This window comes from Vampirovibrio sp., assembly GCF_041737375.1.
Classification (GTDB): Bacteria; Cyanobacteriota; Vampirovibrionia; order Vampirovibrionales; family Vampirovibrionaceae; genus Vampirovibrio.
Window position 1 is genome coordinate 141,901 of record NZ_JBGSRV010000018.1, and the last position, 25,407, is coordinate 167,307.

A 25,407-nucleotide genomic window follows, 5' to 3' on the forward strand; every position below is an offset into this window, starting at 1 on the left:
GGGGACACAAACCGGAGTCCAAGCCCGGTTTCTGCCGGAGATAGGGCCAGGCAATCTGGCCCCTTTAAATATCTAAAAATCATGATATTATGATAGTAAGATATTTAAAGAGGCTTTCCCACTCATGGATATGAGCAAAATCGAACAAGCCACCCAGTGCCTGAAGGCCCTCTCCAACCCGGTGAGGCTGGCCATTTTGTGTGTGCTTAAAGACGGTGAACAATCGGTTCAGGCGCTGGAACTGGCGGTAGGCACCTCCCAGTCCAATATGTCCACCCACTTAGGCAACATGCGGGACAAAGGGGTCTTAGTGGCCCGACGGGAAGGCACACAAGTGTTTTACCGGGTGAAAGATGAACGCATGTTCCAGCTTTTGCAATTACTGCAAGATATTTACTGTCCCGATTATGAAGTCAAGGAGTCCTAACCATGCCCAGTATTGTGGAACCCCAAGCGGTTCAGCCTCAGGATATCGCCGCCATTATTGACGTGCGCGCCGTGGACGAGTTTAGGCAGGAGCATATTCCAGGCTCTCAAAATATTCCGTTAAACCAGTTGGCCAATGCGTTGGAGCGGCTAAAGTCTCAGCCCAAAGTCATCGTCAGTTGCCGCAGTGGCAACCGGGCCAGTCAGGCTTGCCAGCAACTGGAACAATGGGGACTCCCCAATGTGCAACTGCTGGCCGGAGGCCTGATGGGCTGGAAAAAAGCGCAACGGGAAACACAGCGCATGAACACTGGATTTAGTATTATGCAGCAAGTACAAATCATAGTGGGCGTTATGGTATTGAGTGGCCTGCTTTATAAGCCCGTGGCCTTTCTAGCCCTGATTGCGGGCTTGGGCATGCTGGTGGCCGGATTCACCAACACCTGCCTCATGGCAAGTCTGCTGGGAAAGTTGCCCTGGAATCGTCCTGCCGCTCAACCGAACCCGGAAGGCAATCCTTCTTGTAATCTGCCCTTGTAACTGATATTCATTTTTTTGGGAATGAGGAAAGGATTTTTATGATCAGTGTTCAAACGCCAGTTAGCCCCAGTGTTTCACCCTATATCGCCTTGCACTACCAGCATTTCCCGGTGGAAATTTTTACCGACCAGAACGCCGATATGGTTCCCTTCTGGAGCGGGGAGGGAAACCTCTCTTATCTGGTGGTCAACCGGGATTCCAGAGAAGCGTTTTTAATTGACCCGGATCTGGAAATTCTGGGCTCCTATCTGTTAACCCTGAATCGGGAAGCCCTACGGCTGGTAGCAGTGATCGACACCCACACCCATGCCGAGCATGCCACGGCAGGGCCTGTTTTGAATCAACTATTCAAAATCCCCTACCTCATGCATCACAAGGCCCCGGCCAGTGCGGTCACCGAACGGATTTTAGAGGATTCGGAAAGAACCATCGCCGGAATTCAAGTTGGCATGATGCACACCCCCGGACACACCCCGGATCTGATGACCCTGCAAATTGGCGAACACCTGTTTACGGGAGACAGTTTATTTAACCAAAGCAGTGGACGCACCGATTTACCGGGCGGAAATGCCCATCAGCAGTATCAGTCCATCCACAAAATCGCGGAATTCCCGGCACACTTCCGGTTGCATCCGGGGCATGATTACAACCACCAGCTCAGCCTGAGCATTGCCGAAGTCAGGGCTCAAAATTCTCGCTTGGGTATTGCTGAGCCAGACGCCTTTGCGGCCTTAATGAAAACCCATTACGCCTCTCAGGAAAAGCCCGATGATTTGGCCTATTACCTGAACGTAAACACCCAATGATCTGGCTAAGCGCCCTGGGCTGGGGGCTGATGATTGGGGCAGTACTGGGCTTGCTAGGCGGGGGTGGGGCCTTAATCAGCATTCCCATTTTGTTGTACGTTTTTCACTTTTCATTTGCCATGGCGGTGGGCACCAGCTTACTGCTGGTGTTGGTGGGGGCCTTGCCCAGTTTGGTTTTATACGCCATTAAGCGGCAGGTGGATTGGCAATCCGCTTTCTGGATGGGGGCGTCTGGGAGCTTGGGGGCCGCCGTGGGCAGCCAGTTTTCGGCCAGTGTGCCACCCGGCGTTCTGCTGTATCTATTGATTGCCTTAATTCTGATTTCGGTGTGGCGCTTGCTTCAACCCGGCATATCCGCCAGTTCGGCCACCCTGCCAGATGGCCCCATGCCACCCACTGTGCTTCAACGCCTGGCACTGGTGGGCACCGGCTTGGCCATTGGGGTGTTAACCGGCCTGGTAGGCGTGGGGGGCGGTTTTTTAATTGTGCCCGCCCTCATTATGGTTCGCCAACTGGAGCCCCGCAAAGCCATCGCCACCTCGTTGCTCATTATTACCATCAACGCCTCTGCGGGCATGTTGGGTTACTGGCAACAATTGCCCTTAACCCAACCGGTGGTCGGCGTGCTGATCGGGGCCACGTTGCTGGGCAGCCTGCTGGGTTTTCAGCTCAGCTTTAAAATCAGTCAAGCCAAACTGAAGCAAGGATTTGCGCTGCTGCTACTGCTCATTGCGGTCCTGCTTTTCTTCAACCCACCCATTCATTAATTGTTTCTCAATAAATCTTCCAAAAACCAGACTTTCTTCTTCACCAAAGGCGCATTTCCTGTTTTTAAAGCCGATTTTTTCTGGGCCAGATTGGCTTCCTGAAAATAGTCAGCGGCCTGCTTGGCGGCCTTCTCTTCAGGCGTGGCTTCCCTGTGGATTTTTATTGGCTTCTGCCTGTTTAAATCCGATCGATAAGAATCTCTGGGCCAGCTGGTTTTGGAGTGATGAGGCTGTTTTACTTTGTCCTCTTTGGTCAAAATATTTTGGCAAAGGCCCGGCTTGAAAAACCGGATCAGTTCTTTTCCAATCATGATGATATTCCCTTCCTACCTTAACAACCTCATCCAGTAACAAGTTTCCGCCCTGAACAGTATTAAGTTAACCGTGAGATACCGCCAGTTTTTCTTCGGGCAGCACCCGGTTTTCCGTAGCCAGCGAACCCTGCTCAAAATCCTGAATATTCTTCAGGGTAGTATGGGCAATATGGGCAATGGCTTCATGGGTAAAAAACGCTTGATGCCCGGTGATAATCACATTGGGGAAAGTCAGCAGCCGCAGAAACAAGTCATCCTGAATGACTCGGTTCGACAAGTCCTCAAAAAACAGATCCGCTTCTTCTTCATACACATCCAGCCCCAGATACCCGATTTTTCCAGACTTCAATCCGGCAATAACCGCAGAGGTATCCACCACCGCCCCTCGGCTGGTGTTAATCAGCATCACAGAATCCTTCATCTGGGCAATGGCCTGATCATCGATGAGATGCCTGCTATCCGGGGTTAACGGGCAATGTAAGGTAATAATATCGGCGTCCTTATAAAGGGTTTCCAAGCTGGTATAGCGTACGCCCAAGGCAATGCAGTCTGAATTGGGGTAGGGATCGTAAGCCAGCAATTGGCAACCAAAGCCTTTGAGAATATTGGCCACAATGGCCCCAATTTTGCCGGTGCCCACAATGCCCACCGTTTTGCCATTCATGTCAAAACCCATTAAGCCATCCAGGCTAAAATTGCCTTCTCTCACCCGGTTGTAGGCCCGGTGAATATTGCGGTTTAAATCCAGCATCAAACCCACCGTATGCTCGGCAATGGCGTAGGGAGAATAGGCAGGCACCCGAGCCACAGTCAGGCCATTGGCTTCCGCCGCTTTCAGGTCCACATGATTAAACCCCGCACTGCGCAAGGCCAGCAAGCGGGTACCATTCTGGGCCAAGGTTTTTAAAATAGGGGCATCCAGCTGATCGTTCACAAAAGGGCAAACCGCCTCAAACCCACTGGCCAAGGAAACCGTCTCGGCACTAAGGCGAGCCTCGAAAAAAGTCAGCTCATGCTGAAAAGGCTCATTCATTTTCTCCAGATACTCTTTGTCGTAGGGTTTCACACTAAATATGGCAACACGCATGGCGGTCCTCCTATGGGTGATCATACCCGGATGGGTGATTTCAGGCTGCCCTGAAAAGACCATAATAACTTTTTATGCAGGCACCTGTATCTTCTCAAATCTGGCCTTGGTTAACCTTACCATTTTCAAACTCAACCCTTTGCCTAAACAGCAAGGCCATACAACCCGCTACCATCATTCAGGATTGTGTGAGCATAATGGAACCGTTTAAGGCTATCACGAGGGCAAGTTCCATTGAAGATCGTCAACCATAAAACGTTTTACCGCTTGAATGAAAATCCAACGCTTGCTGGCCAGCTGAACCTCGACCCGGCGATGGCTACAAATCAAAATTATTTTTTTTTAGTGAGCGGAATGGTGGTGTTCACCATTGGGGCGGCTAGCCTCATTGGCATAGAATGGAATATTCCTCTCCTCAAAAGCTTTACCCTCACCCCTTACAAAGACATCTCCTTTCACGCCGCCATCTGCTTTTTGTGCATGGGGGCCAGCATGATGCTGGACTCCAGGGCCGCAGTGCTTAAAAACGGGGAAACCCGGAAAAACCGGATTTTGTTTCAACTCAGCATCGGGTTACTCGTAGTCACCCTGAGCATCGCGCTTTCCAATATGGTGCATTATTTCTACTTGTCTCGCTTTCAAATACTGCAACCCCTGGTTCAAGATTTCCCGCAAATCCCCATGGCATTTTTAACCGCCATTCAGCTCTTACTGGCCTCTATGGGCCTTCTGCTTTTACAACGCTTTCCACAAAGCTGGTGGTGCACTGGCCTTGCCGAACTGGCCGGACTTTTCATTTTGGAATCCACCATCTTCGCCTTCATTGGGCACTGGTTCAAAGTGCCCGTTCTGTTTAGTTTCATTCAAGCATTGCCCACCGGTGTTGCTTTGATCGGTGTCAGTTCAGCCTTGTTGCAATACTCAATAGCAAGTGGCGGTGTACTGTCTCCTTTATTTTCTCCGGCGCTAAAAATCAAAGGCTTATCCTGGATAGGCTTGGCCGCTGGTCTTTTAATCGCCCTGGCCGGACTGAGCACGATCAATCTGTTTCAAGCCTTCATGCCTCAAAACATGTACACCGCTGAATTGGTTATGGGCTTTGAGTTTTCAACCATTGCGCTTTCCATTCTGGTGATTGGCCTGTCTTTAAAATTGGCCCATTTTTTTGAAAACAGCTTGCAAGCTGAAACACTGGCCAAAATTAGCGAAACCCGATTTCGCCTGCTGGTTTCCGCCGTTCAGGATTACGCCATTTACATGCTGGACCCCCACGGAATCATTACCACCTGGAATGAAGGCGGAGAAAGAATTCAAGGCTATTCGGCCTCTGAAATTATGGGACAGCACTTTTCCGTGTTTTACACCGACAGTGAGAAAGCCTGTGATCTTCCCACACAACACTTGAAAGCAGCGCTGGAACAGAAAAATCTGGAACTGAACCATTGGAGCCTTCGAAAAAATGGCACTCTGTTTTGGGCCAAATGTACCATCACAGCACTGTTTAGTCCGGAAGGGACATTCATCGGCTTTTCCAAAGTCATTCAGGATTTGACCCGGCAAAAAAACATGGAAGAATCACTACGAGCCTCCATTCTGGAGCTCACCCACATTCGGCAAGCGCTGGATGCGGCTTCTATTGTAGTAACCACCGATAACAAAGGGGTCATTACCAATGTCAATCAGGCATTTTGCACCATCTCCCTCTACAGCAAGGAAGAACTGATTGGCCAAACCCACCAACTGGTCAATTCGGGCTATCACCCCCCATCCTTTTTTCAAGGGGTCTGGCAAACCATTAACCAGGGCAAAATATGGAAAGGGGAATTTAAAAACCGGGCCAAAAACGGCAGCTTTTACTGGGTTGATAGCACCATTTACCCCTTTATGGATGAAAACAACGTTCCGGTTCGATATATCGCCATTCATCATGATATTACCCCGCTAAAAACAGCTCAGGAAAGCTTAAAAGCCAACGCCTACCGTCAAAAAATACTTTCGCATTTAAGCCAGCATGCCCTCAGCGGCATTGAAATCGATCCACTACTGGCCCATGCCACCACACTAACCGCACAAGCACTTGAAACGCAGTTATGCACCGTTTTGGCGTTACAACCATCGGGTCAGGAATTTTTGCTGAAGGCCGGATGGGGCTGGAAGAAGGATCTGGTGGGACAGGCCCTGATACCGGCAGGTCTTGATTCACAAGCCGGGTTTGCCTTGCTGATGGATGAGCCGGTTATTGTGGAAGACATTCGCACCGAAACCCGATTTAAGGCCCCCGATTTATTGCTGGCCCATCAGGCTGTCAGCGGCGTCAGCGTCATCATTCACGGCGAGGCGCCCGAAAAGCCTTACGGCGTTTTAAGTGTTCACACCACCCAGCCGCGTCATTTTGAAACGGAAGAAGTCACCTTTTTGCAAGCCGTTTCCAATATTATTGCCATTGCGATTGAGCGTAAAAATGCGGAAATGATGCTGCGCCAGTTCAATGAGATGCTTGAAAAGCGTGTGGCTGAAAGAACACAGGAGCTGGAAGCGACCAAGCGTGAAGCGGAAGAAGCCAACCGGCTCAAATCAGAAGTGCTGGCCTTTGTGGCCCATGATTTCAAAAATCCATTGTCGGCCATGGCACGCTTTATCCAGATTTTAAGCCAACAGGCCAAGCACCTCACACCCAATCAACAACAAATGCTCAATTACATCTCGGAAGGCACTGCTCAACTTCGGGCCATGGTCACCGACATTCTGGACAAAGCCAGAATGGATGCCGGACAACTGATTTTAAACCTGGAATGGATTGCTATTCAAAACTTACTGGATGGACTCATGCCGGTTATCCAGGTGCTGGCTGAGGATAAAGGCATTACCGTAGACTATGACATTCAGCCCGATCTACTGGGCATTGAGGCCGATCCTCGATTCTTGCCACAAATCATCCTGAATCTGGTCAGCAACGCCATCAAATACAACAAAAAAGAAGGGCAAGTGTGGCTACGCATTCAGGAGGCCTCGAACTCCCAGTTTGTTAAAATTGAAGTGCAAGATACGGGGGTGGGCATTCCTGCCGAAAAAATCCCTGAAATTTTCGAGCAATATTTCAGAGGAGGAACCGCCAGTTATGATCATGTGGAAGGCACAGGGCTGGGGCTGGCCTACACCAAAAAACTGATCGACATGCATGGGGGCCAACTGGAGGTCCGCTCTGAGGTGGGGGTGGGTTCCACCTTTGTGGTGCTGCTTCCAAATTCCATTCCAGTGGCCTTGCGCGCAACCCTAAATCAGTTCAGCGCCAAGCACCTCAAGCAGGAATAAACGCCTTCTTTTCCTTACGACTTTATGACAAGAATTCATTTAATTGATGCGGCAAAAAGCCACCGAAGCCTTTGTGGCCAGAGCTGGCAAAAACACGCCAACCATTCATCAGTCAAGCGAGAAGAAGAACAATCACAACCAACTGGATCATTGCCTCACAGGGTGTAAATTTCAACAAACTCTCTTTTGGCGATCAATATCTTGCAAAGAAAAAATTTTTGAAAACTAAGGCGCGTCCACATCCAGGGAAACTTCTTCCTCAAGGACCTGAATGGCTTCCCGAAGAACAGCAGGCCCAAATTCATCAATGGCCTTCCAGGCCCTAAGGCGCTCCACGGAAAGGTGCACATGGGAGGATTTTCCAAGCCGATCCAGCATATCATCCGAAAGACAACGGGACGCGCGCTTGTAAGCACGATACTGAGCAGGATCGATGCCTGCTTCAAGCAAAATACGGTGTTTTTTTAGCCCTGTGCGTTGCTCCATTTCCAGAAACAGCGATTCAAGCCTATCAAACATAGACATAAGTAAAACAAAGACCTTTATTCAATATCTCTCAGTTTACAGACATTATTGCCTGCAAGTCCGTGAAAAGCGAGGTCTGCACTAGACAGGATAACGATAACCTTTTATAATGCAGGGACGCTTTGAACGGGCCACACTTGTCCTTGACAAGAACTCTGGGGAAAAGTAACTGACAGTTCAGTAAACAGTAAAACCTGAATTTGAGTGTAGTTTGACTGGGTATTAATTAACCTGAGAAAATTAAAAGTATTCAAAGGGTTACATACTATACTATACACTTTTAATAACTGAAATAAAGTACCTGCATGGTTAAAATGCCGATTTTTTTCAATCTGGCACCGTAAACGAGACAAGCCCCCCTGCAAGCATGCGGCCCGAAAGGCCCTATTATTTAATGTGTACCCGCTCTTCTTCAACAGCGCAAAGTAATCTATGACACTTTGCTCCAGCCCCCCCTCCTTGCCCAGCAATCAAACCTGTACAGAACCGGAACGGAGCAAAACCTGTTTCGTTTATCCTTGTGGTTCAGTGCTTAAAAAGAAACCCGGTTGTTGGGATTGCTACGGCATAGCGGCTAACGCATTCAGCCTCTTCAGAACCACGTCGCTGGCTTTTAAGCGACCATCCGCAATTGGCAATTGGAGCGATGGAGTATACCCAGAGTGCCAGAGCTTTTCGGGATGTGTAAACCAGACAGGGGATACCCGTTAGTCCCATTCCATGGTTTGCTATTGATTGGGGATTAAAGAAAGAAATGAGATGGCCGAAAGGACTTATTGAAGAGGTCCTTTCAACTGGAGTGCTTTAATGAACAACCGCCAAAGCGCAACCGCCGGTTTTTTTCTGATGGTGTTGACCGCCACACTCACCGCTATCCAGCAGCAAATACCCGCCAACGCCCAGGATGTAAACCCTCAGTTGAGCGAAGCGACCCTGTTTTTTAACCGGCTGGCCAGTGAAAGCCACAATCCACTCATCGCCAACCTGGCCCGTGAAAGCCTGTATAAACTGAAAAACAATGCACCTGTGCGGCAAGTGATTGTGCCACTGCTAGAGCAGGCTGATACCAGCCTGGTGGTACCCACCTTGATTGAAGGCAAAGTGATGGCCAGCTTTCTGGTGGATACAGGTTCCAGCTATACCGTCATCACCCCTCGACTGGCCCAAAAGCTGGGCGTGGTTATTAGTAAAGACACCCCCAAAGTCCCTTTAATAACCGCCAATGGCCCCATTACCGCCCCGCTGATCACGTTGAAAAATATCAGCATCGGTCAGGTGAATGTGCCTGAAGTCAGCGTTGTGGTTCAGGAATTGGGTAATGGTGACGACATGGTGCTCAGCGGCCTACTGGGGATGAATTTTTTCCAGGGCATGGACATTACCCTGAAGGAAGATCAATTAATACTGGGGATTCGGGAAAATCCACGCACCTCCATGAAGTAGACAACGCGGGTTGGCTTCTGGCAAGACCAGTTCTTCAGCGCTGTTTTTTCAGCAGATCCCGAATTTCGGTTAATAACAGCACATCTTCAGCCGTAGGCTCTGGCTCTGGAACGACTTCAACTTCGGGTGGGGCAGAGCGGCGTAACTGGTTCATGGTCTTAATCACCAAAAATATACTCAAGGCCACCAGCAAAAAATCAACGCTGTGCTGAATAAAGCTGCCGTAGTTCCAGGTCAATGGTTCTATGGTTTTTCCATTCACGCCCACTCCGGCGTTGCGTAATACCAGTTTCATATCCTCAAAATTAATGCCCCCGGTAATCAGGCCTAAAGGCGGCATAATGATGTCGGACACCAGGGAGGTCACAATCTTGCCAAAGGCCCCCCCAATAATCACACCCACCGCCAGATCCACCATATTTCCTTTCACGGCGAACGCTTTGAATTCCTGAATAAAGCCCATGGTCTTCCTTTCTCATTACCTTACTCACAGAGTATAACCCGTTTCTGCTGGCCCAAAGCCATTACAGCGGCAAACCCGGTGTTTTTTAATACCCGGCCCTGCCCCCCGGCATCATGATTTGCACAGGAACCTGATTGGTATAAGGCGCCGGTTCAAAAAGGGAAGCAAACCAACCACGCTTTTTCTTTTTGCCAGACGTTTCAGAGCTAAAACCACCGGGGTGGCCACCGGCCCACTGGATCACATCGGGCGAACCCATGGCCAGCCTCTGATTCAACCAGCTTAAGGTATCCTGAATACCTTTGGCATTTTCAGGGGTCATGGGGGTATGGGGCAACCTTTGAGAGAGTAACTGATACGCGCTGCGGTACTTTTGCTCAGCCAGCTGGCTGTTGCCGTAAGATTTTTCGTCTCGCTGTCCCGAAAGAATGAAGGAAGAGCCCGCCATTCTCAGGGCTTCTCCCTGATAGGTTCCTGGCTGGTTGGCTGCGGCCATCAAATAAGGAGCCGCCTGATCGTACTGATTTAGCTTCCAGGCCGCCATGCCGGTCCAAAACCGAATTTCGGATTCTTGCCCGTAAAGGGACAAAGCCCGCTGAAACTGGTTCAAAGCAACCGTATAATCCCCTCGATTATAAGCGCTGGAAGCGTTCACCCGCAAATCCACATACTGACTGAAGGGAACCAGATGAATACCGGGCGGGTTGGTGATTTCAGCCGGTAAATCATACAGTTTGTGGGCGGTGATAATGTCACGTTCGGTTAAATGCTTGCGTCGCCCGTCCTCGTACAGGTTGCTGCTAAAAAGGGCATCGCCGGGGGTGGGGCTATGGCCATTCAATAGCCCGATGGCATGGCCGATTTCATGCAAAAGCGTATTGTAGATCACATCATCGGAATAAGCTTTGCCATCGGTATGGTGAGTCACGATAGAGATATCGTCTTTGAACAAAAGCTGATTCATCACCTGGGTTCTGCACAGCCCGTTCCGCAGTTCGGCATGACCGCTGGCTTGTTGCTCCGCAGTATTTTCCATGGGCAGGTTCACCCAATTCACCTGAATATCAGCCAACTGGGGATTGTCGGTGAATTCAAAGCGCAACCGAACGCCCATGGCCTGTTGCCACTCCATAAAAGCGCTTTGAGCCAAGGCCTGATTCGAGGCCCGCCAGTCGGGCAGGCTGGCCCCATCGGCAATGTAAATCACAATGGGCTGATTCGGGTGACTCCAGCGGGTGACGTGGGCGCTCACCGCACTCAGGTAGTCCGGGCCTGCGTCAATATGCTCGATATCTTGTAATACCTTTTGAATCTCCTGAACTCGGGTTGTATCGGCCAGGGCCTGAGCCTCGGGGAGCGCCAGGCGATAATAAGTTTGCGCCTCCTGAAAGCGACCGTCAAACATGGCCATCTGGCCCAGCATGGTATAAGCGTATGTTAAAAAGCGGGTCCGTTCGCCGCTATTTTCGGGGCGTTTGTAAATGGCGATGGCCTGCTTCAATGAAGCGGCGGAGGCCGGGTATTGCTTTAATTTCATCTGCACCAGCCCCAAAAGATTGTGGATGATGGCCATATTTTTATGATGCGGCGGCATGACCGCAGCGCCCAAAGCCAGTGATTTTTTCAGGTCCGCTTCGGCCTGCTTGTAATGTCCGGCTTCATAGGCGGCTTTGCCGGTGTTGATGTATTGAATGAACGCATTGGGATTGGGGGCAGCCGCTTTCACGGGTGATCTGGCTACTCCCGCTTTCGGAACAGGGCGAGCAGTGGCGGGCCGGTGGGCAGCAACAGGTTTAGAAACCGGCTTTCGGGCCGGGGCCGCCGCAGGTGTGATGGCCATGAAGCCGGTTAATCCCGCCAAAAATACTGTCAAACAAATCCTGACAGCAACCATACGACTATTAAACACCACGAAATGAACTCCCATTTTAGGCAAAGCAGAATGATTGAAGAGAACGCAAGGAAAGAAACCGGTGAAACCCGATACAGAATGAAAGCACTGCTTGAAAACACATCCTGAAAATAATGTAACGATTCGACCCGCCCAATATATTACAAACGTATTAAACCTGACAAGGTTATCCTGATGCGCCGTTTAAAAACCCCGTTGAAAACCCGTTTGACCAACTGTGCTGAAGAGGCTGTTTGAGGCAAAATAATTACTTGTGGATAGAGAGGAAAGAAAGGATAGCCCCGCCCCATGTCCAATCGCACCATTCAGGTGGATGATCGCCTGTACGAGTACATTTTGAACCATTCCCTGCGGGAAGCCGATATTTTGCGGCAACTGCGCCAGGAAACCGCCTCGCTGGGCGATATTAAACGCATGCAAATTTCCCCGGAACAAGGGCAGTTTATGGCCTTGCTGGCTGAATTAACCGGCGCCCGTCAACTGCTGGAAGTAGGCACCTTTACCGGTTATAGCACCCTGGTTTGCGCGCTGGCCATGCCCCCCGATGCCGAGATTGTGGCCTGTGACCTTAGCCAAGAATGGACCCAAATGGCCCAACGCTATTGGCAGACAGCCGGTGTCGCTCATAAAATCACGCTGAAGCTAGGGGCAGCGACCCACACCTTACAGGACTTGCTGGCTTCAGGCCACGCCAACCGCTTTGACCTGATGTTTATTGACGCAGATAAAAGCGGGTATGACACCTACTACGAACTGGGACTGAAACTGGTTCGCCCCGGTGGGTTAATTTTGATTGACAACGTACTGTGGAGCGGAGATGTAGCCGACCCCGCCATTCAGGATCGGGATACCGTGGCCATTCGCCAGCTGAACGCAAAGCTGGCAACCGATGATCGGATTAGCTTAAGCATGCTGCCGGTGGGCGATGGCCTGACCCTGGCCCGTCGCAGGCTGTAAAGCAGCAACTCACAGCCGTTTGCGCCATAAAAAAGCGCTAGCGGTGGAACAGGCTCAGAAAAATTTCAATCGCAATCAAAATAATAATAATCAGCTCCAGGGTTTGAGCCTGAGAGCTGTTGACCCGATCGGTCAAAATCTGGTACAGGTTGCCAATAATATCCAGCTTGCGAGAAATGGAAGCATCCCAGGTGGGCATGTAAAACTGCTCGGAGGCCGCCGAATACACTCGAGCCAGATACAAATCCCCAATCAGCTTCAGGCAGTTATCCACCCGCTCGGCCAAAACGGAGGATTCAATGCGCAATTCCGCCAACTCGTTAATGGACTGGCGATAAGGAATGGACAAGGGCAACGACCACGCCGCCTGCTTCTGGCTTAGTTTTTCATAGTTTTTAATGCGCTTGTCCAACTGGGCATCCATATAGCGGGCTTCCAGCAGTTCCACGTTTAATAATTCCAAAACGTTCAGGGTATCCACATAATCTGAATCGTAGACAATGGAAGCGTTCCAGTCGATCAGCACCAAATCCCGCTCATAGTAGGAAATGGCCTTGGACAAGGCATCATTTCGCTGAGATCGGCTGAGTTCATCGGTATCAAACTGAAGGATCTGGGCCAGGGTGTCTGAATGGCCGTTTAACAACTCATCGGCCTTCATGGGCGTTTCAAAACGCTCCAGCACAAATACGTAATAATCCTCTACCAGCGCTGATAATTCGGGGCGGGTAATGGCCGGACGAATTCGGGCCATTAACGATTCCACCTGCTTGCGGGCGTGATCTTCCAGATTGAAATCAAAAATCCGCTGGCTAATGCCGGGCAAATCATCCAGGGTTAATTTGGCCTCAGCATCGGCCAGCGACCAGTGATAAGAAATACTGACCGCCCCAAAATCAAAAATAGTGGCCAAAATATCCCCACGCAAACCGCCAAAGGCCTCAATTTCGCCCAAAGGCAAAACTTGGGGGCGATAAGTGTATTGCAAATAATTGGGGGTCTGTTTTTTACGGCTCAACGGCTGTACCGGGCTGGAGGTCAAAATGGTGCCCACCTGCTCCAAAGCCACTTCATAGCCAATATCGAACGCAAAAAAGGCCACCACCCGCCCCTGCTGAATAACCGGAGATAAACGCTCGGTCAGGGAAATTTCACTCATCGTAACCAGAACACTCGCTTTCCATGTTTCCCGAAAATAGCCATCTACTCCTATCTTAACAGATTCCAAGGCAAGCTCGGCCCCTCCCACAAGCAACCCGTCCATTTTGCCAGCCATCGGCCACCGTTTGGGGCAAAACAATCCGTCATGCCACGCCCCAAAAACCACAAATGGGACAAAACCCCTATCACAATAAGTGGTCTTTCCCAGTCCGTTCAAACCCAAAAGCGACTTTCTACTCCCACAAGCAGCGGTAGCCATCCCTTAAAGTCAGGAGCGAAAATTCATGAGCAGTCCACTGGGCGCGCGGCCCCATTTCAACCTTGCCACCCCGGTTGGGCTCGATAGCCATCAGCCTGTCCCCCCACCGTATGATCCAGAAATCCTGTGGCCCTTACCGGACTCCCTCCCGGATGCCTTCAGCCCACCAGACCAAGGGGGCGACGGGACTGCGTCTTCAAAAGCCCCTTTCTCTGCCCCCTGGCTAAACGGGCCATTGGGACAGGTGCTGGACGCTTGTTTTGACCTTAAAAAGCTGAGTCGGGAAGCCACTCAGGCCCTGTTGCGGCCCCCGGAATCTATTGGGGGAGAGAATCCTATCCAGAGCGGATTAAAACATTGGCTCAACAACCCCCAAAGCGTGGAAACCTTGGCCTCTGACGATGAATTTACCGGGCTGGCCACCTTATTGGCCGCTCAAAAAGCACCACTGGCCCTAAAAACCGCACAGTCTCAAGCGTTCTCACAAGGTACCCCGGTAGAAAAAGCCGCGCTGATGCTGAGCCATGCCGGTGTGGGTCCCGGCAAACTGTTTCAGATTCTGGCCGATGATCCCAGAGTGCCGCAGGCCCAAAGGGCCATATTTCGGCAATTGCAGAGCAAAGGCGCTGTAACCCGCACTTTGGCGGAAACCCAAGCCCTGATTAATCAACTGTACCAGCCCGGAACCTATCAACTCATCAAGCCACTGGGGGTGGGCACCATTGGGGAAGTCTATCTGGCCCAACAGGGGGATCAACCCGTGGTGATCAAAGTACTAAAACAAGGGGTGGATGCTGACAGCATGGCTCAGGAAAAAAAGTTGGCCAAAACCTTGCTGAAAAGCGTTTTTCCCAATCCCAAAAAGCAGGCCTACCATCTCAAACGGGCCGACAATTTATACAAGCAGTGGGAACAGGAACTGGATTTTGCCCAGGAGGCCCAAAACGCAAAGGGCATCGCCAAGGGCGCAACTCGTTATCAAGTGGCTCAAAGCAAGGCGTGTGGCTATGCCTCAGGCACCGGGAAAGCCATATCGCTGGTTCAGGAAATGGCGCCGGGAATCGAACTGAAGAAACTAACAGAGCTGTTGGCACTGCACGACGCCCAACCCGCAAAATATCGGGAACAGGTAGCGCCGTATTTAAACCAGTCTCCCTGGCTTGAAGATCCCAACCCCTGGAAACGCAAACTGCCGAATGCCTTTTTAAAAGCCTATAACCAGCAAGCGTTACTGCGCATCAAACCCAACGAAACGTTCTTAACCCACGGCGATCCGCATCCTGGTAATATTTTTATCAACGTCAATCCAAACCGTCATGAAGTGGAAACCACGTTTATTGACGCTGGGCTGGCCATTCCCCAAACCAGTAAAAAAGTGGCAGCCCAACTGGGCCTGCTGTTGGGCAGTATTTCCGGCAACAGTAAAAAACTGAGCCAGTACATTCTGTCCAACGCCGACTTACCAGCCGATGTATCCCCCACCCAACTGGGCGCCCAGCTGCGGCAAGCACTGGATGAAAAACTGTTTAAAGCCAACGTGAACCTGACCGATTGCCAGCATAACCAGCAATTCATGGAAGCCTTGCTGGAGAAGCATTGTCTGGTGTTGCCTGAATCGGAAACCACCACCTTCAAGGCCCAACTGCAAGCCATTAGAACCTACGATGAAATTTCCAAAGCGGTGGGTCAGCCCCAAAACAGCTACCTGCGGGATTCTCTGCCCGATTTGTATCAGGGCATTAAAAAACTGCTGTGGGCGCAACCCGTTGCCGCCAGCCGGGAGCTGCTTCCAGCAGGCTTGCACTACTGCCGGGAAGGCAATAACGCCGTGCGGAATACCCTGCAATTTTTAGTACCCAAACCCACCCCACAGCCGGAAAGCGTCCACATTGAGGAAATAGACTAAGCACCCTCGCTTCAAAAACCAAAAAGCAATAAACGTGAAAAAAAGCGGTGGCTATGAACCACCGCTTTTTTTTCGGCATTAAACAGGCTGCTGTTGGGCCTCAGCCAGCAAAGCGGGAACCGCTTCCGGCATACGGGCCAAATCCGCTTTCAGCTGGGTGGCCATATCGATCATATGGCGATAGTGCGCCCACACATCCCGCTCCACGTTTTTGGTCAAGGGATTGCCCACGTTCAAGGCCTTCAGGTATTCATCATGGAAGCCCCGCCCGGAGACGTTTTCCATATCCACCTGACAGGATTTGATCAGGCTGTCCAGCAAGCGATCCATATCCAGCAAGCCAGCCGGACGATAGGTGCGCGCAAAGTTGGTTAAAAAGCTGACCTTCATCGTGGAAAAATTGTCCAAAACCTTAAAAGTATGCAAAAAGGCCCGCAAAATGGCCAACTTGTTAGGCTGCTGCCACACATCATCACGGGCGTGTAAATTCACTTCATTATGAGAGGCTTGAGGCACCGTATGAATGATTTCCTGATACATGCCTTCTGGCAATTTCTGATCCAGTTTTAGCAGATTGACATAACGCTCTACAAAAACCTCGTGAAGCTGAACCACCACTTCATCATCATTATCCTGAGATTTGAAGGCGGTTTGCAGCTTCCGTTCATTCAGCCGGTTTTTCAACAGCGCCAAATCAGACACCGTAAGGTGATGCTCGCCCAGCGCCGGAATGTACTCCAGCCGGTTATGCTCAGCCGGGGTATACTGCGGAGAAAAGGTCAAATCAACCTCGTAGTCCTCCAGAGAGGGAAACTTTTCCTGAAAAAAGCCAGCCAGATTGGTGGCCGGATAGCCGTAACGGTCGTTGATATAAATCAACACCTGCTCCAGCAGCACTCTGGGGGCGCATAAATCTTTTTTTAGTAATTCATAAACCAGTTCGGTATAAGCCATGGGAAATAACCTCCTCCGCCTGAATGCGGGCTAACGGCTTGCTAGCACTATAATGCAATCTGGTGGCTTTGGCTATTGCTCTGGTTGCTAACCTGAAAAGATCAAGCTCAATTTTCCAGCTCGTTCAGGGTTTCCAACGCCTGACGGGCCGCCTGTTGCTGGGCCTCTTTTTTAGATTTGCCGCTGCCCATGCCCATCATTTCCCCGTTGATGGAGACTTCCACATGAAAAACCCGTTTATGAGAAGGGCCGCTTTCCTGTACCGTGCGGTAAATGGGCAGGGTGCCCCCGTCCGTTTGGGTCAGTTCCTGCAAAGCGGCCTTGTAATTGTCCTTAATCTTGCTCAAGTCCAGCTCGGTCACCATGGATTCCAGCAAATTGCGAATCAAGTCGTTGGCCTCATCCATTTTGCCATCCAGATACAAAGCCCCCAGCAAGGCTTCAAACGCACAAGCCAGATTGGACACCTTGCGAGGCCCTCCGCTGCGGGCCTCACTGGCCCCAAAAATAATGTAGTCGCCCAGTTTCATGGTTTGGGCCAGCTCGGCCAGTTTGGCATCACTGACCACCACCGCCCGAATTTTGGTCAGCTCCCCTTCCCGGTGTTCGGGAAAACGTTCAAACAAATACTGGCTTACCAATAGCTTCAGTACCGCATCGCCCAAATATTCCAGCCGCTCGTAGTTATCAATGGTGGATAACTTGTTTTCGTAAGTAAACGAACTGTGGGTCAAGGCCCGATCATACAACTCGTAGTGTTTGGGGCGCTTGATGCACAAGGATTTCAGCAGCGTTAAAAGTTGCTGCTTGCGGGCTTTGTCAACGCCCATGGCCTGATTATCAGAGGAAGTGGAAGCCATAAAAACCAAATACCCTTGCGGTTGAAAAAGGCGGGTAGAAACGACTGAGCGATAGCGCCCATCCGGCCTCAAGCCACTGGAATGAAACGATTGACCGAGGCGCCCAGGTGCTGAAACCACTGGATGACCTCGGGGGCCAAGCCCTGAGAAAGCATCACCCAGTAAATATAATAGTAACAAACAATGCCCGAAAAAACATAACTATCAGCACGGTCTAAAAAACCGCCGTGGCTGGCCAACAAGGCCCCGGAATCCTTCAAACCCACTTCCCGTTTCATCATGGATTCGGTCAAATCACCCAGCTGCCCCACCACCACCAGCAAGGCGCTCAAAATCAGGGTATGTCCCAGGGGCAGTTGCCATAAAAACGCATTCAACACCCCCAGAAAAAGCCCGCCCAACAAGCCCCCTACTGCGCCTTCTCTGGTTTTTTTAGGGCTGATTTCCGGGTACAGCAAATGCTTGCCAAAGGCTCTTCCTACATAGTAAGCCGCAATATCGGAAGCGCTGATCACCGACAACAACAGGCACAAGTACTGCAAGCCCGGTTGCTGCCAGGCGGGCAAGGTTTCGCCCCCGCCCAGATGGCGCAGCAAAATGAAATGCACCGGCAGAAAAATGATGTAAAACACCACAATCAAGGTGCCGCCAATGTCCCCGATTTTGGCCCGAGGACTGCGAAACAGCAGCCTGAAAAAACTGGCGATGACCGCCAGGGTTAGCACCGGAGAAATAAACTGGGGCTTGTTCAATGAAGCGGAAAGCACCATCAACACCGCAGTTGAAAAAACAATAATGCGAGACGGCTTAACCCCGATGTTGCCCATCAGGGCTTCCAGTTCCTGTTGCCCAAAGTAGATAGAGGCCAGCACCAACGCCGACCACCACCAGCCACCCAAAAAGGCGCAACCAAAAAAGACCACAGCGATAATTAAGCCCATTTGCACCCTGGACAATCGTCGCAAGGGCTTTTCAAGCAAAAGATCCGCCTCTTCGGTATGGGAAGCTTTGTTGCCAGAAGACACTAAACCTCCATGACCTCTTTCTCTTTTTCGCCAACCACCTGCTCCAGTTGTTGAATGTATTTATCGGTCAGCTTCTGAATTTTTTCCAAACGCAGCTTCAGTTCATCTTCTGGCAAGTTGTCGCTTTTTTTCAGCTTTTCCACATCACCGGTGGCGTCCCGGCGAATGTTGCGAATGGCCACTTTGCTTTCTTCGCCGATTTTTTTAACCATTTTCACCAGTTCACGACGACGTTCTTCGTTCAAGGGCGGCACATTCAAGCGCAGCACCTGCCCATCGTTGTTCACCGGCAAGTTGATATCCGATTTGGAAATGGCTTTTTCAATTTCCATCATGGAACTTTTATCGTAGGGCTGGATGACCAGGGTTTGCCCTTCCTGAACCGACACGTTGGCCATTTGCCGAACGGCGGTGGGAGTTCCGTAGTAATCCACCACTACCCGGTCCAGAATCAGCGGATTGGCTCGTCCGGTGCGGATGGCGCCCATTTCATACTGCGCGGAACCAATGGCTTTCTTCATTTTTTCCTCAGCCAAAGCGTGAATATCGTCAGCCGACATTTCGGTTATCCCCAAGTTAACGAGTAAACATTGCTGACATCTTACCGTTAAGTGTCCCTGACAGGCAATAAGAGGGGCTTAAATTGCCTCAAACAACAATCAGGGAGCTTGTAACAAGCTCCCTGAAATCAGAATAAAAATTAATAATTAAAAAGAATGTCAGTTCAACTGCAAGGACTCACTTAAGCCCACCATGCCTTTTTTCTCAGGATCGCCAAAGCCTTTGGGGAAAACAGTGTCCACACCGTATCTGGCCCCCACAAAGCAAGTGCCGTCAGTCTTGGCGGCGGTCAAGTTGGCCCCCACCAAATCCACCCCGGTAAAGTCGGCATGACTGATATCCGCGCCAGACAGATTGGCGTGCGTGAGGATGGCGCCCCATAAAATAGAGCCGCACAGTTTGGCCCCACTTAAGTTGGCGCCCCGAAAATTACTCCAGCGCAAATCGGCATTAGACAGACAAGCACTTGGCAGATCCGATCCAGGCCCCAGCCGGTAGTGCAAAAAATCGGGATTGCCCGCGTATTTGGGTGGTACGCTTGCGTATTGTCCCAATTTGGAGACAGGGAAACCGAATTCCGGCTGTCTTGCCTTTAACGGTCTGTACTTTCTGGGTTGTGCTGGTGTCTGTAACATGCCCAAGGTCCCTCAGTTTATATGGTCGTAAATTTGCCTCTTATATCGCTTTCTTAAATATCACTTCTCAATCGCTCGGAAATCCGAGTGCCTCTTCTCTTTGACCAATGAATCAGTTTTCCCCGATGAATTGGATTCCCTTGACCCGATTTTCCAAGCTTGTTTTTTACGAGATTTGTAAAAGCGCTGTTTTTAAAAGGCGAAGATTATCTTACGCTTCGCATAAATAGAATTTTAACTATTATATTTTTAAAAACAAGGTATTGTCATTCCCCCAATCGGGTAATTCGATTTTCCTGCTTCCAGAACGGGCGAGTTGGTGGTAAACTCCCAGCCATGCGACAGCTTCTTACGGTTTTAATGAATGGTTTCGTGATCGGCTCACGGAACTTTACGCTTGTTTACATATTTCTTTTAAGTCTGCTCCTGTTTGAAAGCCTGCTGAGGCTAGGAGGAATGCCCGCCCTGGAATGGCGCTGGGCTCTTTTTGGCCTGATACTGCTGTTAATTTTCGCGGCAGTCATGGCCGGTTGGTTCAATATGGTGGCTCAGGCTTGCGTTCGGTTCCTAAGCGTGCCCAAAACCGAAGCGCTCAAGCAAAACCACGTTAAAGACTCCCTGGTTCTGTTTAAAGAATTTTTTCCGGGCATTGGCCAGTATTTTGGGCCAGTGGCTTTGGCTTACAGTATTCATGCAGGGCTTTTGCTGGCCTTTGGCTGGGTGGTTCGGGATTTGTGGGCCAAAAATCAGGCATTAGTGATACAAATGGCCACTCTCCCACTGGAGCAGCGTGAAAGCTTTATCAAAAACATGACCCTTTCCCAGCAAACCAGCCTGGCAGAATTCTCCTTTGTGATTTTGGCGGGAGTGGGCCTTTACGCCTGCTTTTATTTGCTCACCATGTTGTGGCCCACTTACATTATTTTCTACAATAAAAACGGATGGCAAGCCTGTCTCAGCAGCGCAGCCCAGTTTTTCCGGGATCCCTTACGGCTGATAAGCCTAACCTCCATTATCGGCCTGATTTGGGTGCCCCTGTTTTTGCTGGGAGGACTGGCCGGGGCCAGCAATTTATTAGTGGGCGTTGTATTTCAGTTTTTAAACCTGTTGGCGCAAGTCTTTTTCACGGTCATTTTGTTTGTGTATGCCTATCAGTTTATTGGCAAACCCCTTCCCCCGGTAGAAGCTGATGACCCGTCCGAAGCATCCGCTGAAAAACCGCCTTTACCATAAACGCATGTCATCCCATTCACTGGAATCCAAGCCTCGGGTCATTGCGATTGTAGGCCCTACCGCCACCGGAAAAACCGCTTTATCGGTAGCGCTTGCCCAATGGCTCAACACCGAAATCATCTCCGCCGATTCCCAGATTATTTACCGGGAACTGAATGTAGGCACCGCCAAACCGAGTGAGCTGGAAAAACAGGGGGTGCCTCACCACATGATTGATGTGGCCAATCCCCCCGAAATTTTTAGCGCAGCCAGCTATCAGCAACAGGCCAGCCAACACTTGCAGAGTATTCATGAGTCGGGAAAAATCCCGCTGGTGGTGGGAGGAACCGGATTTTATCTGCGGGCCTTGCTGCAAGCCGAATTTATTCCCCCGGTGCCGCCCAATGAACCCTTCCGGGAAGGCATGCGAGCACTGGCCCAGCAGCAAGGCTCCCAGCACTTGCACCGTTTGTTATCGCTCAAGGATCCCGTTCGGGCCAGTGCGTTGCACCCCAACGATCAGGTACGACTGATTCGGGCGCTGGAAATTATAGAGGCCACCGGCTTGCCGGTTCCCAACCAGCTCATCGAAAAATCGCTGAACGTGCTTTGGCTGGGGCTAACCTATGAAAACCGGGATTTACTGCGAAGCCGCATTGATGAGCGCATTGAGCAGATGATGGCCGCAGGCTGGCTGAGCGAGGTAGAAGATTTAATAAAGAGATATGGCCCGGAAGCCCATGCCCTGGGCGTGGCCCACGGCTACCCGGAACTGGTGGCCGTGGCACAGGGGAAGCAACCCCTTGCCGAGGCGATGGCCCAAATCCGGCTGAACATTCACCAGTACTCACGCCGCCAGATGACCTGGTTTCGAAGAAACCCCGAAATTAACTGGTGGGTGTGCGATACCAGTAGTCCCCTGCAAGCACTGGACTGGGCCAAAGCCCAGGTTAAAGCCTGGATGGAGCAGGCCTGATTTTTGCCAAAAAAGCTTGCCGCTTTATTGTTAAGCGAACATCCGCGTTTTTTTAACAGTGCTTTTCAATCGTGTTTTTTAACAAAGTCGCAACTTTTTGCCCTGTTTTCCGTTACTTTGATTGTTCAACCCATTTGGTTCTCCCCCACACACAAATTCCCCTTTCAACTCACTTTTAGAAGGACGCCCCCCAATGAGCAACGGCATTTTAAACATCGTAATTGATGAGCGCAAGCAACTTTCTAACCTGAATGAAACGGCGTTAATGCAAGCCAGCCAAAAATTTGTGGCAGGCCAACATCCGTCTAGCTCGGTGTTCAAAGACTATATCTTGTCTTCTGAAGTGTTTTACGTGGACATTACCCACTAAAAAAATCGGCCTACTCCACCGGTGAAAAGCCTGCCGGAACCGGGCAATTGCTGGGAGACACACAGGCGCTGGCATGATGAAAAATCATGACCCGCTGAATGGTAAGGGGCAAAGGGGTGCTGTCATAAGGGGTGGGCGCCCCCGCTTTAAAATAGCCGGACTTAAAATCGTTTCCATGGGTAAAGCGCAATTTCGTGGCTTTATGCACTTTAATTCTTCCCAAATTAAAAGTGGCGCTTCCATAAATTAATTTTTTACCCGCCCGACTGGTTAAAATCTGTCCGCTGCCAACCGGGGTGGCTGCCTGAATGAGATCATAGCAATTACGAGAATTACAAGCCTCCACCACATACCCTTGCTGGGCCTCAGCGGGCTGCTCTACATACAAATCGGTGCCAAGGCCATTCACCAGCGGAAACGCCAAATCCAGGGTGCGTGAATAACTGGCCAGCGTTACCCCATCGGGTAAAATCTCAATGGGGCCTGTAAAAGCGGTGGGTTCATACTTAACGGCCCTGGCCGTGGCGGTGGCGTTGACCTGGATGTTCTGAATGCCAATGGGGGTCAATAAAGCGGTGGGCAAGGTGGCCCTGCTGGTAACCGACACACTGTCGTTGCTGTCATTGCTGGTAATCCGAATGACACGAGCCCCAAAACCACCCACGGAAGATCGTCGCATAACCCCTTGAAAAATGTTTCTGGCGTCATTTTTTGCGCTGCTGGCGCTGGGCAGCGGCTTTCCAAAAGTTCCCACGTTGCTGTAATAGCCAGCAGCGCCCACCATGGCCGCATTCATGCTGACCCGCTGTAAATCCCCTTCCACAAACGCCTGCAAGCCAGTATAGATACAAAGCCCCATAAAGCCGATAATGAGTACGGCCAACCCGCAAAACAAAACCAGAATGCCGCCTTTACAGCGAGTACGGATACTCCCCTTTGGGGTTGTGGGGGCCGGTTGAGCCATGAGGGATGCTCCTCTTATGGTTTGGGGTTGCATCATACGCATCACCACTCTTCTTATTCCGGTTCTTCCGGGGCACCTTCCGGCGTCCAGGGGGGCGGTTGCATGCGATTACCACCCGGAACCCACGGAGTGGCCAACGGGCGAAGTCGGGCATTTCCTTCGGAAATAGACTTTAGCAAACTGGGATTGATGGCCTGCCCCACCGAAATGGTAAATCCGGGAACAAAGCTGGCCAAAGGCGTAAAATTCTTTCGGGCAATCAAAAGACGGCCATTAACCACAGTCAGTTCATCCACCAGCTTTCCGGCGCTCAAATTGCCCTTCAGCCCACCGCTGTTTATATAGCCCTGAAGTTTTCCGCTGCTAATCTTGCCCGGCGCATCGGCCAGTTCAACGCTTTTCAGCATGGCCAACTGAACGGCGTCTGAAGTCATGTGGGCCTGATAGGTTCCCAGACCAAAGCTGAAGGCCCCCACCAGAATCAGCACCATCACCGGGGCCAGAAAAATAAATTCCACCAACGATTGCCCGGTCCGCGCCGGGGAAAAGGCGTTAGTTTGCTTTAACAGAATTGTAGTGTGGGGCATCATATCCGCATCAGCCAGGGTTAAGGGTACAAGGCATCGGGAGAGGGCGATGGCCGTCGGCCTCCCTTACGGCTGGCATCCCCGGCATAAAACAATCCGCCACCCGCCGAGGCCACAGCGCCGCCTGCGCCATCTTTTAAACCGGCAAATCCGGCAAAGGCGGCAAATCCATTGCTGGCATCACCATAAGCCCCATCGGCCAACCCCTGGGTTTTAAAGGTTCGACCCTGCAGGCTGGCCTTGGTTCTGCCACTGGCTGAAAGATAATACTCAGCCATAATGCCCGTGGCGTCACTGACCGTGACTAACAGACCGGCTGACAACAGGATGACTCCCGCCGGTAAAGCGTATTCCATCAAAGCGTTGCCCCGTTGCCGGGAGGCGGCCTGATTGGTAATGATTGTCATCCAGCCCATTGATACCTTCATTTCAGCGTCTGTCATTCAGTATTCGCCCCGTTCGGGACATCACCCGGTTTACACCGGGGAGATACTAAAGACTTCGGCCACCCAGGCCAAATCTGAAATGTCAGGACGTATTTGATTTAAAAAACTTAACAAATTATAAAAAAATGAACAGCAAAAGATCACCGGCATTCTACTGGCGTGGGGCAAACGCTGGCCTACCGCTTACCGAAAGCCGCTGCGCACGTCCTCAATCTCAATATCCGGCCCGGCGTCCCGCAGCTCGGGACGAAACACCGCGCTGGCCCCGCTAATTCGGGTTCCCTGCAACTCAAAAACGGCATAATTGACCCGAACCACTTTCCCTTTGCGGATTACTTCTTCCCGACGCAGGTTTTTGCCGTACAAGGAATCCCCTTGCACGGTCAAAGTCACCAGCTCGGAGCGATTGACCCGATCCGTGACACCAGCCCGGTGAAAGGTGGCCGTATCGCCATTAACCGCATCCACATTAATGGCCGCCGAAGCCCCATTGGTGGGATTGGTAATGGTGACCGCATCCCCTTCCCGTTGCAACACCCAAATATCATTGGCCACCGGGATCAAATCCGCGATGTTGGTTTCCCGAACGGTTCCGGTAACCGTCCATTGCCCGTACATGGCGGGCGGGAGATAAAGCGTTCTGGAAACGCTGGCGGTTAAGGGCTTAAATCCGGCAGGAATTTTCACAGTATCCGGGTTGGGGGAGGCCGCCGATGGGGATGGGGTACCCAGCACCTTCTTTCTGGCAGCCTGAACCGGGGAAACTTTCAATAGCTCATCCGTATCCAGTTGCTGGGCAAAGGCTGAGCCTGACAGCCCATCCATCACCAAGGCCACAGAGATTAGGAACCCTGCCAGACGCCTCACCCCTGTGGAGGCCCCTTTTAATTTGCATTGGGTCATATCAGCATCCACTTCAATATCCACACTCATGGGTTA

26 protein-coding genes are annotated in these 25,407 nt (G+C 51.0%); 11 read left to right on the top strand and 15 right to left on the bottom strand.

Features of this window, described 5'->3' with window-relative positions; all coding sequences use genetic code 11:
- The first annotated feature begins 124 nt into the window (after positions 1-124).
- The 4 genes from ACEW81_RS12090 to ACEW81_RS12105 are packed head-to-tail and all read left to right on the top strand — an operon-like array spanning position 125 to position 2,539.
- A complete protein-coding gene (locus ACEW81_RS12090; protein WP_373533243.1) occupies positions 125-427 on the top strand; it encodes an ArsR/SmtB family transcription factor in 303 nt (100 codons plus the stop codon).
- Between the two features lie 2 nt (positions 428-429).
- Positions 430-966: a rhodanese-like domain-containing protein gene (locus ACEW81_RS12095; protein WP_373533244.1), complete on the top strand. Its 537-nt coding sequence runs from the start codon at positions 430-432 to the stop codon at positions 964-966.
- A gap of 38 nt (positions 967-1,004) precedes the next feature.
- Complete coding sequence (locus tag ACEW81_RS12100) at positions 1,005-1,772, top strand: MBL fold metallo-hydrolase (protein ID WP_373533245.1); 768 nt, start codon at positions 1,005-1,007, stop codon at positions 1,770-1,772.
- Complete coding sequence (locus ACEW81_RS12105) at positions 1,769-2,539, top strand: sulfite exporter TauE/SafE family protein (RefSeq protein ID WP_373533246.1); 771 nt, start codon at positions 1,769-1,771, stop codon at positions 2,537-2,539. Before ACEW81_RS12100 ends, ACEW81_RS12105 begins: the two co-directional genes overlap by 4 nt.
- On the opposite strand, the gene ACEW81_RS12110 is transcribed toward ACEW81_RS12105, so the two are convergent.
- Together ACEW81_RS12110 and ACEW81_RS12115 are read right to left on the bottom strand one after the other, a co-directional pair.
- Positions 2,536-2,850, bottom strand: coding sequence for a hypothetical protein (locus ACEW81_RS12110; RefSeq protein ID WP_373533247.1), 315 nt, complete (start codon positions 2,848-2,850; stop codon positions 2,536-2,538). The genes ACEW81_RS12105 and ACEW81_RS12110 overlap by 4 nt on opposite strands.
- 67 nt (positions 2,851-2,917) lie before the next feature.
- Positions 2,918-3,940, bottom strand: a complete 1,023-nt coding sequence (locus ACEW81_RS12115; protein WP_373533248.1) for a 2-hydroxyacid dehydrogenase — start codon at positions 3,938-3,940, stop codon at positions 2,918-2,920.
- A 354-nt stretch (positions 3,941-4,294) separates the two neighbouring features.
- Between ACEW81_RS12115 and ACEW81_RS12120 the strand changes: the two genes are divergently transcribed.
- Positions 4,295-7,252: a PAS domain S-box protein gene (locus ACEW81_RS12120; protein WP_373533249.1), complete on the top strand. Its 2,958-nt coding sequence runs from the start codon at positions 4,295-4,297 to the stop codon at positions 7,250-7,252.
- Positions 7,253-7,477: 225 nt separating this feature from the next.
- Here ACEW81_RS12120 and ACEW81_RS12125 read toward each other — a convergent pair whose 3' ends face one another.
- Complete coding sequence (locus ACEW81_RS12125) at positions 7,478-7,777, bottom strand: hypothetical protein (RefSeq protein WP_373533250.1); 300 nt, start codon at positions 7,775-7,777, stop codon at positions 7,478-7,480.
- Between the two features lie 807 nt (positions 7,778-8,584).
- On the opposite strand from ACEW81_RS12125, the gene ACEW81_RS12130 reads away from it, so the two are divergent.
- Positions 8,585-9,220 (top strand): retropepsin-like aspartic protease family protein, encoded by a 636-nt coding sequence (locus ACEW81_RS12130; RefSeq protein WP_373533251.1) that lies wholly within the window; start codon positions 8,585-8,587, stop codon positions 9,218-9,220.
- 34 nt (positions 9,221-9,254) lie between these two features.
- On the opposite strand, the gene mscL is transcribed toward ACEW81_RS12130, so the two are convergent.
- Together mscL and ACEW81_RS12140 are read right to left on the bottom strand one after the other, a co-directional pair.
- Positions 9,255-9,683, bottom strand: coding sequence for a large-conductance mechanosensitive channel protein MscL (gene mscL / locus ACEW81_RS12135; protein ID WP_373533252.1), 429 nt, complete (start codon positions 9,681-9,683; stop codon positions 9,255-9,257).
- Positions 9,684-9,768: 85 nt separating this feature from the next.
- The gene (locus tag ACEW81_RS12140) at positions 9,769-11,523 is read right to left on the bottom strand and encodes a tetratricopeptide repeat protein (RefSeq protein ID WP_373533253.1); all 1,755 of its coding nucleotides are present in this window, start codon (positions 11,521-11,523) and stop codon (positions 9,769-9,771) included.
- Positions 11,524-11,883: 360 nt separating this feature from the next.
- Here ACEW81_RS12140 and ACEW81_RS12145 point away from each other — a divergent pair, with 360 nt between their 5' ends.
- Positions 11,884-12,552, top strand: a complete 669-nt coding sequence (locus ACEW81_RS12145; protein WP_373533254.1) for a class I SAM-dependent methyltransferase — start codon at positions 11,884-11,886, stop codon at positions 12,550-12,552.
- Positions 12,553-12,589: 37 nt separating this feature from the next.
- On the opposite strand, the gene ACEW81_RS12150 is transcribed toward ACEW81_RS12145, so the two are convergent.
- The gene (locus tag ACEW81_RS12150; RefSeq protein WP_373533255.1) at positions 12,590-13,711 is read right to left on the bottom strand and encodes a hypothetical protein; all 1,122 of its coding nucleotides are present in this window, start codon (positions 13,709-13,711) and stop codon (positions 12,590-12,592) included.
- 286 nt (positions 13,712-13,997) lie between these two features.
- On the opposite strand from ACEW81_RS12150, the gene ACEW81_RS12155 reads away from it, so the two are divergent.
- Positions 13,998-15,878 (top strand): AarF/UbiB family protein, encoded by a 1,881-nt coding sequence (locus ACEW81_RS12155; protein WP_373533256.1) that lies wholly within the window; start codon positions 13,998-14,000, stop codon positions 15,876-15,878.
- Between the two features lie 78 nt (positions 15,879-15,956).
- On the opposite strand, the gene ACEW81_RS12160 is transcribed toward ACEW81_RS12155, so the two are convergent.
- The 5 genes from ACEW81_RS12160 to ACEW81_RS12180 form a co-directional block, all read right to left on the bottom strand.
- Positions 15,957-16,832, bottom strand: coding sequence for a hypothetical protein (locus ACEW81_RS12160; RefSeq protein WP_373533257.1), 876 nt, complete (start codon positions 16,830-16,832; stop codon positions 15,957-15,959).
- 107 nt (positions 16,833-16,939) lie between these two features.
- Complete coding sequence (rnc, locus tag ACEW81_RS12165; protein ID WP_373533258.1) at positions 16,940-17,692, bottom strand: ribonuclease III; 753 nt, start codon at positions 17,690-17,692, stop codon at positions 16,940-16,942.
- Between the two features lie 68 nt (positions 17,693-17,760).
- Positions 17,761-18,717, bottom strand: coding sequence for a phosphatidate cytidylyltransferase (locus ACEW81_RS12170; protein WP_373533259.1), 957 nt, complete (start codon positions 18,715-18,717; stop codon positions 17,761-17,763).
- Positions 18,717-19,277: a ribosome recycling factor gene (gene frr / locus ACEW81_RS12175; RefSeq protein ID WP_373533260.1), complete on the bottom strand. Its 561-nt coding sequence runs from the start codon at positions 19,275-19,277 to the stop codon at positions 18,717-18,719. Before frr ends, ACEW81_RS12170 begins: the two co-directional genes overlap by 1 nt.
- Before the next feature lie 159 nt (positions 19,278-19,436).
- Complete coding sequence (locus tag ACEW81_RS12180) at positions 19,437-19,913, bottom strand: pentapeptide repeat-containing protein (protein WP_373533261.1); 477 nt, start codon at positions 19,911-19,913, stop codon at positions 19,437-19,439.
- 456 nt (positions 19,914-20,369) lie between these two features.
- On the opposite strand from ACEW81_RS12180, the gene ACEW81_RS12185 reads away from it, so the two are divergent.
- From ACEW81_RS12185 to ACEW81_RS12195, 3 genes are all read left to right on the top strand, one after another.
- Positions 20,370-21,146 carry a hypothetical protein gene (locus ACEW81_RS12185; protein WP_373533262.1) on the top strand — a complete coding sequence of 259 codons (777 nt, stop codon included), beginning with the start codon at positions 20,370-20,372 and terminating at the stop codon, positions 21,144-21,146.
- On the top strand, positions 21,103-22,101 hold the full coding sequence (gene miaA, locus ACEW81_RS12190) for a tRNA (adenosine(37)-N6)-dimethylallyltransferase MiaA (protein WP_373533263.1): 999 nt from the start codon (positions 21,103-21,105) through the stop codon (positions 22,099-22,101). Before ACEW81_RS12185 ends, miaA begins: the two co-directional genes overlap by 44 nt.
- Before the next feature lie 193 nt (positions 22,102-22,294).
- Positions 22,295-22,471 carry a hypothetical protein gene (locus ACEW81_RS12195; protein WP_373533264.1) on the top strand — a complete coding sequence of 59 codons (177 nt, stop codon included), beginning with the start codon at positions 22,295-22,297 and terminating at the stop codon, positions 22,469-22,471.
- 10 nt (positions 22,472-22,481) lie between these two features.
- Here the strand turns inward: ACEW81_RS12195 and ACEW81_RS12200 are convergent, their stop codons facing one another.
- From ACEW81_RS12200 to ACEW81_RS12215, 4 genes are all read right to left on the bottom strand, one after another.
- A complete protein-coding gene (locus tag ACEW81_RS12200) occupies positions 22,482-23,435 on the bottom strand; it encodes a hypothetical protein (RefSeq protein WP_373533265.1) in 954 nt (317 codons plus the stop codon).
- Between the two features lie 53 nt (positions 23,436-23,488).
- Positions 23,489-24,025 (bottom strand): TadE family protein, encoded by a 537-nt coding sequence (locus ACEW81_RS12205; protein ID WP_373533266.1) that lies wholly within the window; start codon positions 24,023-24,025, stop codon positions 23,489-23,491.
- 17 nt (positions 24,026-24,042) lie between these two features.
- The gene (locus ACEW81_RS12210; protein WP_373533267.1) at positions 24,043-24,465 is read right to left on the bottom strand and encodes a hypothetical protein; all 423 of its coding nucleotides are present in this window, start codon (positions 24,463-24,465) and stop codon (positions 24,043-24,045) included.
- 186 nt (positions 24,466-24,651) lie between these two features.
- Positions 24,652-25,401, bottom strand: a complete 750-nt coding sequence (locus ACEW81_RS12215; RefSeq protein ID WP_373533268.1) for a hypothetical protein — start codon at positions 25,399-25,401, stop codon at positions 24,652-24,654.
- Positions 25,402-25,407: the final 6 nt, after the last annotated feature.

Coding starts and splice junctions, on each gene's coding strand:
- ACEW81_RS12210 (WP_373533267.1), bottom strand. CDS start 24,465: ATGACAGACGCTGAAATGAAGGTATCAATGGGCTGGATGACAATCATT.
- ACEW81_RS12205 (WP_373533266.1), bottom strand. CDS start 24,025: ATGATGCCCCACACTACAATTCTGTTAAAGCAAACTAACGCCTTTTCC.
- ACEW81_RS12145 (WP_373533254.1), top strand. CDS start 11,884: ATGTCCAATCGCACCATTCAGGTGGATGATCGCCTGTACGAGTACATT.
- ACEW81_RS12155 (WP_373533256.1), top strand. CDS start 13,998: ATGAGCAGTCCACTGGGCGCGCGGCCCCATTTCAACCTTGCCACCCCG.
- ACEW81_RS12185 (WP_373533262.1), top strand. CDS start 20,370: ATGCCCGCCCTGGAATGGCGCTGGGCTCTTTTTGGCCTGATACTGCTG.
- ACEW81_RS12140 (WP_373533253.1), bottom strand. CDS start 11,523: ATGGCCATCACACCTGCGGCGGCCCCGGCCCGAAAGCCGGTTTCTAAA.
- ACEW81_RS12120 (WP_373533249.1), top strand. CDS start 4,295: ATGGTGGTGTTCACCATTGGGGCGGCTAGCCTCATTGGCATAGAATGG.
- ACEW81_RS12090 (WP_373533243.1), top strand. CDS start 125: ATGGATATGAGCAAAATCGAACAAGCCACCCAGTGCCTGAAGGCCCTC.
- ACEW81_RS12160 (WP_373533257.1), bottom strand. CDS start 16,832: ATGGCTTATACCGAACTGGTTTATGAATTACTAAAAAAAGATTTATGC.
- ACEW81_RS12130 (WP_373533251.1), top strand. CDS start 8,585: ATGAACAACCGCCAAAGCGCAACCGCCGGTTTTTTTCTGATGGTGTTG.
- mscL (WP_373533252.1), bottom strand. CDS start 9,683: ATGGGCTTTATTCAGGAATTCAAAGCGTTCGCCGTGAAAGGAAATATG.
- ACEW81_RS12100 (WP_373533245.1), top strand. CDS start 1,005: ATGATCAGTGTTCAAACGCCAGTTAGCCCCAGTGTTTCACCCTATATC.
- ACEW81_RS12215 (WP_373533268.1), bottom strand. CDS start 25,401: ATGAGTGTGGATATTGAAGTGGATGCTGATATGACCCAATGCAAATTA.
- ACEW81_RS12115 (WP_373533248.1), bottom strand. CDS start 3,940: ATGCGTGTTGCCATATTTAGTGTGAAACCCTACGACAAAGAGTATCTG.
- frr (WP_373533260.1), bottom strand. CDS start 19,277: ATGTCGGCTGACGATATTCACGCTTTGGCTGAGGAAAAAATGAAGAAA.
- miaA (WP_373533263.1), top strand. CDS start 21,103: ATGACCCGTCCGAAGCATCCGCTGAAAAACCGCCTTTACCATAAACGC.
- ACEW81_RS12105 (WP_373533246.1), top strand. CDS start 1,769: ATGATCTGGCTAAGCGCCCTGGGCTGGGGGCTGATGATTGGGGCAGTA.
- ACEW81_RS12125 (WP_373533250.1), bottom strand. CDS start 7,777: ATGTCTATGTTTGATAGGCTTGAATCGCTGTTTCTGGAAATGGAGCAA.
- ACEW81_RS12150 (WP_373533255.1), bottom strand. CDS start 13,711: ATGAGTGAAATTTCCCTGACCGAGCGTTTATCTCCGGTTATTCAGCAG.
- ACEW81_RS12180 (WP_373533261.1), bottom strand. CDS start 19,913: ATGTTACAGACACCAGCACAACCCAGAAAGTACAGACCGTTAAAGGCA.
- rnc (WP_373533258.1), bottom strand. CDS start 17,692: ATGGCTTCCACTTCCTCTGATAATCAGGCCATGGGCGTTGACAAAGCC.
- ACEW81_RS12110 (WP_373533247.1), bottom strand. CDS start 2,850: ATGATTGGAAAAGAACTGATCCGGTTTTTCAAGCCGGGCCTTTGCCAA.
- ACEW81_RS12200 (WP_373533265.1), bottom strand. CDS start 23,435: ATGGCTCAACCGGCCCCCACAACCCCAAAGGGGAGTATCCGTACTCGC.
- ACEW81_RS12095 (WP_373533244.1), top strand. CDS start 430: ATGCCCAGTATTGTGGAACCCCAAGCGGTTCAGCCTCAGGATATCGCC.
- ACEW81_RS12195 (WP_373533264.1), top strand. CDS start 22,295: ATGAGCAACGGCATTTTAAACATCGTAATTGATGAGCGCAAGCAACTT.